Source organism: Aneurinibacillus thermoaerophilus (genome assembly GCF_019603355.1).
Taxonomy (GTDB): Bacteria; Bacillota; Bacilli; order Aneurinibacillales; family Aneurinibacillaceae; genus Aneurinibacillus; species Aneurinibacillus thermoaerophilus.
Map to the genome: position 1 here is coordinate 3,576,740 of NZ_CP080764.1, position 12,123 is coordinate 3,588,862.

At 43.5% G+C, this 12,123-nt stretch carries 12 protein-coding genes; 2 read left to right on the forward strand and 10 right to left on the reverse strand.

Features of this window, described 5'->3' with window-relative positions; genetic code table 11:
* Positions 1-17: 17 nt before the first annotated feature.
* The 5 genes from msrB to K3F53_RS18370 all read right to left on the reverse strand — a co-directional run bounded on the left by msrB (position 18) and on the right by K3F53_RS18370 (position 3,982).
* Entirely contained in the window at positions 18-998 is a 981-nt protein-coding gene (msrB, locus tag K3F53_RS18350; protein ID WP_057897276.1) for a peptide-methionine (R)-S-oxide reductase MsrB, read from the reverse strand.
* Positions 999-1,140: 142 nt separating this feature from the next.
* A complete protein-coding gene (locus K3F53_RS18355; protein WP_057897275.1) occupies positions 1,141-1,542 on the reverse strand; it encodes a secondary thiamine-phosphate synthase enzyme YjbQ in 402 nt (133 codons plus the stop codon).
* A gap of 27 nt (positions 1,543-1,569) precedes the next feature.
* A complete protein-coding gene (locus K3F53_RS18360; protein ID WP_057897274.1) occupies positions 1,570-2,415 on the reverse strand; it encodes a DUF72 domain-containing protein in 846 nt (281 codons plus the stop codon).
* A 3-nt stretch (positions 2,416-2,418) separates the two neighbouring features.
* A complete protein-coding gene (locus K3F53_RS18365) occupies positions 2,419-3,366 on the reverse strand; it encodes an SDR family NAD(P)-dependent oxidoreductase (RefSeq protein ID WP_220559223.1) in 948 nt (315 codons plus the stop codon).
* Between the two features lie 28 nt (positions 3,367-3,394).
* Entirely contained in the window at positions 3,395-3,982 is a 588-nt protein-coding gene (locus K3F53_RS18370; protein ID WP_057897272.1) for a TetR/AcrR family transcriptional regulator, read from the reverse strand.
* 364 nt (positions 3,983-4,346) lie between these two features.
* Here K3F53_RS18370 and pdxK point away from each other — a divergent pair, with 364 nt between their 5' ends.
* Positions 4,347-5,201: a pyridoxine/pyridoxal/pyridoxamine kinase gene (gene pdxK / locus K3F53_RS18375; protein ID WP_175493589.1), complete on the forward strand. Its 855-nt coding sequence runs from the start codon at positions 4,347-4,349 to the stop codon at positions 5,199-5,201.
* Positions 5,202-5,339: 138 nt separating this feature from the next.
* On the opposite strand, the gene cyoD is transcribed toward pdxK, so the two are convergent.
* Genes cyoD through K3F53_RS18395 form a run of 4 tightly spaced genes read right to left on the reverse strand, consistent with a single transcriptional unit; the run spans position 5,340 to position 9,272 of the window.
* Entirely contained in the window at positions 5,340-5,651 is a 312-nt protein-coding gene (gene cyoD, locus K3F53_RS18380) for a cytochrome o ubiquinol oxidase subunit IV (RefSeq protein WP_057897271.1), read from the reverse strand.
* 1 nt (position 5,652) lies between these two features.
* Complete coding sequence (gene cyoC, locus K3F53_RS18385) at positions 5,653-6,252, reverse strand: cytochrome o ubiquinol oxidase subunit III (protein WP_057897270.1); 600 nt, start codon at positions 6,250-6,252, stop codon at positions 5,653-5,655.
* Complete coding sequence (gene qoxB / locus K3F53_RS18390) at positions 6,252-8,267, reverse strand: cytochrome aa3 quinol oxidase subunit I (protein WP_057897269.1); 2,016 nt, start codon at positions 8,265-8,267, stop codon at positions 6,252-6,254. Before qoxB ends, cyoC begins: the two co-directional genes overlap by 1 nt.
* Before the next feature lie 24 nt (positions 8,268-8,291).
* Complete coding sequence (locus tag K3F53_RS18395) at positions 8,292-9,272, reverse strand: COX aromatic rich motif-containing protein (RefSeq protein WP_091260548.1); 981 nt, start codon at positions 9,270-9,272, stop codon at positions 8,292-8,294.
* A gap of 473 nt (positions 9,273-9,745) precedes the next feature.
* On the opposite strand from K3F53_RS18395, the gene K3F53_RS18400 reads away from it, so the two are divergent.
* Positions 9,746-10,282 (forward strand): DUF420 domain-containing protein, encoded by a 537-nt coding sequence (locus K3F53_RS18400; protein WP_057897268.1) that lies wholly within the window; start codon positions 9,746-9,748, stop codon positions 10,280-10,282.
* Positions 10,283-10,353: 71 nt separating this feature from the next.
* Here K3F53_RS18400 and K3F53_RS18405 read toward each other — a convergent pair whose 3' ends face one another.
* Positions 10,354-12,027 carry a glutamine--tRNA ligase/YqeY domain fusion protein gene (locus K3F53_RS18405; RefSeq protein ID WP_057900192.1) on the reverse strand — a complete coding sequence of 558 codons (1,674 nt, stop codon included), beginning with the start codon at positions 12,025-12,027 and terminating at the stop codon, positions 10,354-10,356.
* Positions 12,028-12,123: the final 96 nt, after the last annotated feature.

The window sequence follows — 12,123 nt, forward strand, 5'->3', positions numbered from 1 at the left end:
CGTGCTGCGGGGGGCGGCTATTCTTTTTTCTCAAACAGGCTTACATACTGGCCGTATCCTTCTTTCACCAACTCTTCTTTGGGGATAAACCGAAGCGCGGCAGAATTAATGCAATAACGTAATCCCGTAGGCGCAGGGCCGTCATCAAATACATGGCCCAAGTGCGAATCAGCGCCTTTACTCCGCACTTCGGTGCGAATCATAAAGTGACTGTAATCCGGCTTTTCGACGATATTTTCTTCATGTAGCGGTTTTGTAAAACTCGGCCAGCCGCAACCGGAATCGAATTTATCAAGCGAACTGAACAGCGGCTCTCCAGACACGATATCCACATAGATGCCCTCCCGCTTGTTGTCCCAGTATTCATTGCGGAATGGCGGCTCTGTGCCGTTGTTCTGGGTAACTTCATACTGCATCGGAGTTAACCGCTTCTTTAACAGGTCTTTATCCCGCTCTTTGCTCCAGTGCTTCTCGATAAACGCTTCACGTCCAGAACCGCGGCGATACATTTTGTAGTGCAACGGATTTTTCTTATGGTAATTTTGATGGTATTCCTCCGCCGGATAGAATGTCGAAGCCGGAAGAATTTTCGTTACGATCGGCTTATCAAAGCGGCCGCTTTCTTCCAACGCTTTTCTAGATGCTTCCGCTTTCCTTCTTTGTTCTTCGTTATGATAAAAGATGGCGGTCTGGTACGACTGTCCCCGGTCGTAGAACTGGCCGCCCGGATCGGTCGGATCAATCTGGCGCCAGTAAATATCCAACAGTTTCTCATACGGAAATACATCTGGTTCAAACGTAATTTGCACCGCTTCATAGTGTCCGGTTGTATCGGAACATACCTCTTCATATGTCGGATTTTCCTTATGCCCGCCTGTATAGCCAGATACAACTTTGATAATGCCAGGCATTTCTTCAAATGGCGATACCATGCACCAAAAACAACCACCTGCGAACGTCGCAAGTTCGTAACGTTTCTCGTCCGTATTGCTACTCATACGATTTATCACCTCATTCGCTGATATCCATGTTTGAAAAACGGAGGTTCTTCTGCGCCATGTTCAATTCTTTTTTTCTCTTTTTATAATAAGCCAAGGGTGCTGCTTTCAAAAGCGAGGCAGACTCTGAAATGCGCTACCGTCAGTCTTTTTGAACTTTCACATAACAAGTACGACGGCGTGGGCCGTCAAATTCGCAGAAATAAATACCTTGCCATGTGCCGAGTATTAGATTTCCGTCCGCCACCAGCACAGTCTGCGACGCCCCCATCGTGCTCGCTTTCAAATGAGAAGCAGAATTGCCTTCCGCATGCCGATACTTTGAATGTTCCCACGGATATACTTCATCAAGGCGCATCAGCATGTCATGCACCACATCCGGGTCTGCATTTTCATTAATTGTAATTCCCGCTGTCGTATGTGGACAATATACGATCACCATTCCGTCACGTACATTTTCTTGTTCGATAATCTTACGTACCCGATCCGTAATTTCAATAAATTGATCACGCTGTGACGTTCTCAATTCAAGTTTATGTACCATATTTTTCACCCCTTCAAATTAACATCTTTAAAAAAACTTTAACTGGCGTGGGCCTAACCAATCGTATTCTACCCCAAGAAGCTCCATCAGTTCTTTCGCATTATCGGCAGCATCGCCGCCGGAATTATTATTGAATATGACACAAATTTCCTTCGTTTGCTTTTGCAGCAATTCCAGTTTTTCTTTCCATTCCTTTAGCTCTTCCGTGCTATAACGGTACAAATATCGCACCTCCCGCCAATTCGGTTGTCCGCTACTATGCCAACCCGCCGCATTGCGGCCATGAAATCGCACAATTGTTACATTCCTGTCTGTAGCATGCAACACAGTCGGAACCGAACCAACGCCTGCCTGCGGCTCGTCACAGATACTATGAATCCAGCCGTCCTTCTCCATAAATGCGAGCGTTCGCTCCCGCATTTTCGGCGCAAACCAACTTTGGTGCCTGAACTCAAGCGCTACCGGAATATCTTCCATCTTATCTTTGGTATACCGGAGAATATCCACATTTTTGCGGGTACAATCAAACCATGGAGGGTATTGGAACAGTACCGCTTTTAATTTACCTGCTTCCCTTAACGGCACAATCGAATTTTTAAACGCGTCAAACATTTCACCGATGCTTTCAAACGGATTCTCACCCCTTAAATGTCCAGTCATCCCCTGGTACGCCTTTACGATAAAAGAGAACCCCTGAGGCGTATCTTCCGCCCATTTTACATAGTTCTTAACTGGTTGCACAGCATAAAATGAACTGTCCACTTCTACAATCGGAAAATGAGTACTGTATACCTTCAGCTTATCCCGACTCAATATTTTCTGAACGTATAAATGATCATGATCCCCCCAACCGGTTAAGCCAATCAAAATCATCGCTTATGTTCGTACTCCCTTCATAAAACTCAATGTTTGCCTTATTCCTTCTTCATAGGAAGTTTTCGGCAATGGCCCGATATGTTTCTCATATTTTGCACCCGATAAAACAACCGGCTCTTCCGTTAAATACATCATTTCTCTTACTTCCCACATCATCCTGCTAAATAAACCGGCCAATGTTATCATTCCTCTGCCAATCGTGCCGACCTTCCGGCTATAGCCAGTTATCTCTTTCACAATAGAAATAATTTCGCGTCCAGAAATCACACCGTACCCTGGAATATTCCAGTTTTGCCCGTAAGCATCTTCCCTGAGCGCCAGTTCTACCGTTGCTTTCGCTCCATCCGGAGTGAAAATATATTCTCTCTTTACGTTCTGATTTCCTACAAATGCAGCCTTTTTTCCAGCAACCATTGACTCCAGCGTATAGGAAAGGAGAGTGTTGGTAGCATTCGGACCATAAAAATCAGGAAAATGAACGATTAACGCCGGAATTCCCTGACGATGCGCGTCCTTCGCCATGTGATCGATTTGCAGGCGAATGTTGCCTTTTTTCGTATGCGGTCGCTTCGGATATTCTTCAGTAATCGGTTGACCGTTTCCTCGGCCATATGCATAAATATTGTCAATCAGTACGATTTTTGAGCAGTTAGCAGCAGCTGCTTCCACGACATTTCGCATAATGGTAGGGTGTCCTTTTTCCCACTCATGATACGGAACACTCACTGTGTGAAAGATTACTTCAACTCCTCTCCCCGCTTCTTTAACATCTTCCACCTGATACACATCTCCTGAAATAATCGTAACTTGTTCCATATGTCCGAACAGCTTTTCTAACTTTTCCCTTGTTCTTGCAAAAGCTACCGTTTCAATTCCCCGAGCCACCAATTCATGGACGAGCGCGTACCCCATTCCGCCTGAAGCTCCTAATACAAGCGCTTTTTTCATAAATTAGCCTCCTTTTATTGACCACTGTTCAATTATTGTTAAAAAACAATCCCAAGCCTTTGAGCAAAAAACCGACATGCGCTTTCGCCATCGTTTCTACATCAGCAAACGTCTGACCTGACCTGCAATAATGGGAAACAAAACCGTGCAATGACAAAAACAACGACCAAATCTTGGTGCTATCCGCACGGCCATCACTCAGCTTATGCACTAAATCCGCAAATTTATTGTAGCTTATCGTCGGTTCCTGACACAGATAATGATTCACTTCATCATCTTTTATCAAAAACATAATTTCATAATGGCTCTGATGGGTAAATCCGAACTCGATAAAACCAAGCAATACTTCCTCTAGCTTCTCCAGAGAATGGCCTGGCTTTCTCATGATCGTCTCTAGCTTCTTATCAAGCAAAGAAAAATACTCTCTTACAAGCGCATAAAAAAGTTCAGCCTTATTCTGAAAATGATAATAAATCGAACCGTGGCTATAGCCTAGTTCTCTTGCAATTTGCCGCATGGAAACGTTCCGGTACCCATGCGTAACGAACAATTCCCTTGCCACGTCTAAAATTCGTTCTCTTGTCAATTCCTGTTCGACCGCTTTTCTGGCTGCCAAATGATCACCCCACCATTAATTGACCACTGTTTAATTATATAAAAAACATACCATCTTTCCCCTCAATCCTCAAGATTTTAATAGAGATTCAGGGCAAAAAGCGCGAATTTTGTGCGCTAAGCCACCTTCAGACTAAAACATTGCCGAAAACGTCTATTTTCCACAGATAAACCTGCAAAACAGTCGTGGAACAAGACAACTGTTATATTGTTATCTTGTATTGTTATACTTTTATTATGTAATATAAATTCAAAATACACATAACACTTTTACAAGTTATGCCTTTTCCCGCAGATTTTGAACAAGCGGGAAACATTATAGAACATCCTTTTATTTATACAGATTTAAGGGGGATATCCATAACATGAATATGTACAAAGCTTTAACCATAGCCGGTTCCGACACAAGCGGCGGCGCTGGCATGCAAGCCGATCTAAAAACATTCCAGGAGCGCGGCGTATACGGAATGACGGCTCTTACTGTTATCGTGGCGCAAGATCCGCATAACAATTGGTTTCATAATGTGTTTCCTATTGCTATTGAAACGCTGGAAGCACAGCTCGAGACCGTACTTGCTGGTATCGGCGTAGACGCGTTGAAAACAGGCATGCTCGGTTCTATCGATATTATCGAAATGGCAGCCAGCAAAATCGAAAAATACGCCATTAAAAATGTGGTCGTCGACCCAGTTATGGTATGTAAAGGCGCGGATGAAGCTTTGCATCCAGAAACAAATGAATGTCTGCGCGACGTGCTCGTGCCGAAGGCACTCGTTGTTACACCGAACTTGTTTGAAGCATGGCAACTAAGCGGCGTTGGTCCGATTAAAACCGTCGAGCAAATGAAAGAAGCAGCTGCTAAAATCCATGAGAAAGGCGCAAAATACGTAATTGTAAAAGGCGGTGGAAAACTCGAACACGAATCTGCCGTAGATGTACTGTACGACGGTAAAACATTCGAAATTCTAGAATCGGATCGTATTGGCACAACTTACACGCACGGTGCGGGATGCACATACTCCGCGGCCATTACCGCTGAGCTAGCAAAAGGCAAATCTCCGCGCGAAGCGATTGAAGTGGCTAAAGCATTCATTACGGAAGCGATCCGCCACTCATTCCCGCTGAATAAATACGTTGGGCCAACCAACCATGCTGGTTACCGCCTGTTCGGTCCTGGAAAGAACGAAAATCTACAAGAGCAGGTAGTTGCAACCAAATAGCACAAAAAAAGCCTTCGCTTGAAAAGACGAAGGCTTTTTTTGTGCTTGCAAAAATAAAAAATCTCTGTGCAACCAAAGCTGCACAGAGATATAAACACTAATAGAAATTATATTTCCCAAGTCCTGTGAAGCTTATGATTAAGCAAATTGAACTTGAGAGTTAAATGTCATAATCCAAATAGAGCCAGCTACAATTGTAACAACGAAAACAATGCCAAGCACTAACGCCATCACATTATATCTTGGCTTCTCTCCTTCTCTGATATGCATGAAGAAGAACAGCTGCACTGCAAATTGCAGAACCGCCATTACCATAATGGTCACGAAGAGTGCAGTCCGGCTCATCATATGATTGAGTACCAATACCAAAGGAATGATGGTTAATACAATCGATAAGATAAACCCGATAATATACGCTTTTGTTGAACCATGAGCCTCTTGCTGCGACATCTTACATCACCCCCAGCAGATAAACAACCGTAAAGAGGAAAATCCAAACAACATCAAGGAAGTGCCAATACAATCCAATAATCGTTACTTTTCGTTTGGTCACTTCATTAATTCCATAGCGGCCTAATTGGATCATAATCGCTACCATCCATATCAAACCGATGGAAACGTGAAGACCGTGCGTACCAACCAACGTAAAGAATGCTGAGAGAAAAGCGCTGGCTGAAATCGTCGCTCCCTCATGAGCCAGCTTAATAAACTCATCTATTTCTAAGCCTACAAACGCTAAACCCAATAATGCTGTAACGATCAACCAACCAATTAGACTCTTAAGCTTCCCTTTATGCATGGCTAATGTTGCCAAGCCACTCGTAAAGCTACTTGTTAACAGAATAAACGTTTCAGCAACAAACACTGGAACTTCAAACAATTCTTTGCCTGTCTGCCCAGGGTTTGCATGCGTGTACAATACGGCGTAAGTCGCAAACAAAGTACCGAACAAGAGGCAGTCCGTCACAAGGAAAATCCAGAATCCCAAAACTTTTAAGGACTCGTGATCCTCATGATGATGATGTTCATGATGGGATACTGCTTGTGCCATTATACAACCCTCCCTAACGATGCTTCGGTACGTTTCACTTCGTCAACCGGGATGTAGTAATCTGTGTCGTATTGGAAAGAACGGGCTAGCATGCAAAGACCTACGCCAAGCAAGCCGATAACAGCCATCGAAATCCAGACAAACGTAAGTTTCGTTTCACCGAACGTAATGTCAGTCGGAGCAAACGTAAAACCAAATCCAGCGATAAACCAGAAAACTGCCATCACAAATGGAATTCCGGAGTTTTTCGGCATATGAATTGGCTCAAGTTTCGGCTTTTCTTGTTTCGCCTTTCCTTGCTTCATTTCTTCCTTCATCCGCCACCATACATCTTTACCTGCTGCATGAGGAATTACGGCAAAATTGTAATGCGGTGCCGGAGACGGAATTGACCATTCCAGCGTACGTCCATCCCATGGGTCTCCTGTTACATCACGCTCACCATGTTTGATGCTGTAAATAATTTGCCATGCTTGGAAAATAAATCCGATACCCATTAAGAACGCGCCGATAGTAGACAACAGGTTAAGCGGTGCCCAACCTAAATCCCAGTTACCGTACGTATAAAGGCGTCGAGTCATACCCATAAAGCCTAATGCGTACTGCGGCATGAAACATACATAGAAACCAATATTCCAGAACCAGAACGCCCATTTTCCTAAGCGATCATTCAATTTGAAACCGAACATTTTCGGCCACCAGTAAATCAATCCAGCCACATAAGCGAAAACTACGCCACCAATCAATACTTGGTGGAAGTGGGCGATTAGGAAATAGCTGTTATGATATTGATAGTCCGCCGGAGCAACTGCCAGCATAACGCCTGTTGCACCACCAATAAGGAAGCACGGGATAAAAGCGATGGTCCACAGCATCGGCTGCTCCATCCGAATCCTTCCTCGGAACATTGTAAACAGCCAGTTAAATACTTTAACCCCTGTAGGAATAGCAATCGCCATTGTCGTGACCGCAAAGAAAGCATTAACGTTAGCACCGGCACCCATGGTAAAGAAGTGGTGAACCCATGTAAAGTAACCGAGAACACTAATAATCATCATGGCGAATACCATGGACGTATAACCAAAGATCGGCTTTCTTGAGAACGTACTTACAATTTCAGAGAAAATACCGAACGCCGGTAAGACAACGATATATACCTCAGGGTGTCCCCATATCCAGATGAGATTAATATACATCATCGGGTTACCGCCACCATCAATGGTGAAGAAGTGGGCACCCGCAAAACGGTCAATAAACAACAAGGCAAGAGTTACTGTCAGCACCGGGAACGCGAAAATGATCATGATACAACTAGCCATTACTGACCAAGTAAACAACGGCATATCCATCAATTTCATGCCCGGAGCACGCATTTTTAAAATGGTGACGATAAAGTTGATACCCGTCGCCAAACTACCGATACCGGAAATCTGAATACCCCAGATATAGAAGTTCTGACCCGGTCCCGGACTAAATTGATTTTCAGATAATGGCGGATAGCTAAGCCAGCCTGCATCCGCAGAACCGCCAATTACGAACGATATGTTAAAGAGCATTGCTCCCAAGAAGAACAGCCAGAAACTTACAGCGTTCAAGAACGGATACGCAACGTCACGCGCTCCGATTTGTAGCGGAACGACAATATTGAACAAACCGAACATAAACGGCATCGCCATGAATAAAATCATGATCGTTCCGTGTGTTGTAAAAATTTCATTGTAATGTTCGGAGTGTAGAAAAGGCATATTAGGGAACGCTAATTGTATGCGCATTAACAGGGCATCCACCCCGCCACGGAACAGCATCAATAACGACGCGATGATATACATAATACCGATTTTTTTATGGTCAACGGTTGTTAACCATTCGCGCCACAACCAGCCCCACTTCTTGAAATACGTAAGAACAAAGACAATAGCAAGAGTGGTGAGTACAATCGAAACGTCCGCACCATAAATTAATGGATCTCCCGTCACAAAGAACTGGGAGGCGAAGTTTTTGATATTCTCTAACATACGGTTTTCCCCCTTCCTTTGACTTTATTTGTCCGCCTTCATACCGGACATCTCATGTTGATTTGCTCCATGCTCCATATGCTGGTTTGCATCATGATTCATGTCACCATGATTCGTGTTCTGATTCATCTTCATATGGTGCTCATGTTGTTTATAATATTGGCCACCGTTTTTATCTACGATTTCTTTAAACAATTCCGGCGGGAAGGATGAGTAGAATTGCTTATCAGAAATACCTGGTTTTGCCAGCTCTTTATAACCATCTTTGGTTAAAGCAGGCGCTGTCTGTTTTACACTTTGTACCCATTTATCAAACTCTGCTTGCGATTTTGCAACGACTTTGAATTGCATATGAGCGAATCCTTCTCCTGTGAAGTTCGCACCCGATCCAAAATACTCGCCCGGTTCATTAGCCTTCAACGAAAGACCCATTGCCATTCCAGGCATCGTATATGTCTGTCCGCCTAACTGCGGAATCCAGAATGAGTTCATCGGGGCATCCGAAGTCACTACGAACTGAACAGGAACTCCTGTCGGAATCTCAATATAGTTGACTGTTGCAATCCCTTGTTCAGGATACTGGAACAACCATTTCCAATCCAGTGAAGTCACCTGAATCGTCAGCGGTTTAGTCTCAGGATCTTGAGGTTTGGCAAGTGCAAATGTGTCCCTTACCGTGAAAAAGCCCAAAATAGCGATGATAACAATAGGAATTCCCCACCAAACAATTTCAAGCGTCTTACTATCTACCCATTCCGGAGTATAAGGCGCTTTATTACCTGGCTTATCTCGATAACGCCAAACAACATACACGAGCATAGCCAGAACAGGAATGACGACAACAAGACACAAGATGATTGAGATAATAATTAATCGATATTGTGTTTCAGCAACCGGTCCTTTCGGATTCAGAACAATATAGTTCTCACACCCGGCTAACAACATTGTCGCCAAAGCTGCCATAATGAAGAATACAACCCGACGTAGCAGCTTTTGTTTCTTCACTTTGCTTCATCTCCTCTCTTACCCATCCGCCTGTTCTAACAGCAGAAATCCTTTCTGCTTCGTGAATTGAATCAAAAAAGAATAAGACCTATCAGTATCGTTTTTATAATATCAGAGGTACAAAAGATACGCGCAACGGTTCACTTAAAGTTCATCAATTCGTCACAATTTTATTCATAAAGTTTCCACATACTATGAATAAATTTACTATCCATCCACAAAATAGGAGTTAATATCCAAGAATCATCATAAATTGGCAACAATTTCATGATCTATTCTATAGAATTGTTGTATATTTTTCTCTCTATAAACATCGGCTCACGTTCACAAAACGATATAGAAAATTTAATGATTCATGTTTTTTTCACAATCTGTTGCAGACTTTTACTGTATCAATAGTAAAAAATAAGCTACAATAAAGCATAGACAAACAATAGTACTATAAAATGTAAAGTGACAAAGGGGTGATTTCGGTGAATTCTCATCAAGTAAAACAGCGTAATTATACGCCGGTCATTGTCACACTTACGATTGTAATTAATGCAATCGTTGCGATTTTGTATTTTATGCCGGAATATAAAGGATTAAGCGACGTTGATTTAACGTTTTTGCCGTTTTTAAACGCCGTATTAAACAGTTTTACGTTCGTTTTCCTCATTGCAGCCCTTGTATCGATTAAACAAAAAAATATTCAACGTCACCGCCGTTACATTTTTGCAGCGTTCACGACGACCACGCTCTTTTTGCTTTCATACGTAACGTATCATGCACTTACAGAGTCGACACCGTATGGCGGGGAAGGCATCTTACGTTTCATTTATTATTTCATTTTAATTACGCACATCGTATTATCTGCGGTCATCGTTCCGCTTGCGCTCATATCGACGGCGCGCGGATTAAATATGCAAGTCGAGAAACACCGTAAAATCGCACGCATAACAATGCCGATTTGGCTTTATGTTAGCTTTACCGGTGTACTTGTTTACATTATGATTTCACCATATTATTAAGAAAAATGCGGAAAGAAAGAAGCGGCATTACCTCTGTGGGGATGCCGCTTCTTTTTGATTTCTTTATTATTTCATTTCGGCATTTTGAACGAACTTTTCAACGAAACGATGCGGTTAAACACTAGCTTATCTGACGTAGTGTGCTTCGGATCAACATTGAAATACCCGTGACGAAAGAATTGGAACTTATCATGCGGTTTTACGTCTTTCATATTCGGCTCGACAAAACCCTGTACGATTTCGAGCGAGTTCGGATTTACATAATCCAGGAATGTCTTACCTTCCTCCTCTTCTCCCGCTTCCTCATCCAGAATAAGAGGCTCGTACAACCGAAATTCGGCTGGTACCGCATTCTTCGCTTCTACCCAGTGGATCGTTCCTTTCACTTTGCGTCCCGTAAAACCGGTACCGCTCTTCGTTTCCGGATCATACGTACAACGTAGCTCCACTACGTTACCGTTCTCGTCCTTAACCACTTCATTGCACTTGATAAAATACGCGTGCTTCAAGCGTACCTCATTGCCCGGATACAGGCGATGATACTTGCTTGGCGGATTCTCCATGAAATCGTCTTGCTCAATGTAAATCTCTCTGGAAAATGGAATTTGGCGCACGCCCATTTCCGGATTTTCCGGGTTAATTTCCGCGTCCAGCATTTCCACCTGACCTTCCGGATAGTTCGTAATAACAACTTTCAGCGGACGCAACACACCCATCGTTCGCGGTGCTTTTAGCTTTAGATCTTCACGAATAAAGTGCTCCAGCATCTTCGCGTCAACCAGACTGTTGCTCCGGGCAACGCCAATTTCACGGCAAAACGCACGAATCGCTTCCGGCGTATATCCCCTTCGACGCAGACCAGAGATAGTTGGCATACGCGGGTCATCCCAGCCATCCACATATTGCTCGTCCACAAGCTGCTTCAGCTTACGCTTACTCATCACGGTATTTGTCAAGTTCAAACGGGCAAATTCGTACTGGCGCGGGGTATGCTCCATCTCGCATTCCCGGATAATCCAGTCATACAATGGACGATGATCTTCGAATTCCAGCGTACAAAGCGAATGGGTTACACCTTCAATCGCATCTTCCAGAGGATGTGCGAAGTCATACATTGGATAGATGCACCATTTATCCCCAGTATTGTGATGTGTAGCATGGGAAATACGGTACAATACTGGATCGCGCATATTAATATTCGGAGAAGCCATATCAATTTTGGCACGCAATACTTTTTCCCCGTCCTTAAATTCGCCCTTACGCATACGCTCAAACAGATCGAGATTCTCTTCCACAGAGCGATTGCGATACGGACTCTCCTCACCCGGTTCAGTCAACGTACCGCGCGTTGCGCGAATTTCTTCCGGCGAAAGATCACAAACGTATGCTTTTCCCTTTTTGATGAGGAGTACAGCCCGGTTATACATTTCCTCAAAATAATCGGAAGCGAAGTACAACCCATCCCATTCGAAACCGAGCCATTTCACGTCTTCTTTGATGGCTTTGACGTATTCCCTGTCTTCTTTTAATGGGTTGGTATCATCAAAACGCAGGTTTGTTTTACCGTTGAATTCGTCCGCTAACTCAAAGTTCAAACAAATGGATTTAGCGTGTCCAATATGTAAATAGCCATTCGGTTCCGGCGGAAAACGCGTGACGATCGTATCTACCTTCCCGGATTTTAAGTCTTCTATAACGATATTTCTAATAAAGTTGGAGGAACTCGGTTTTTCCAAAACGATCAACCTTTCTATATTGAAATAAAAACGCCCCGAAGCGTTTTTGCCTTTGTTATACATAATATCGTCTGCATATAGAGAGTTCAACATGCCTAGTTCCGG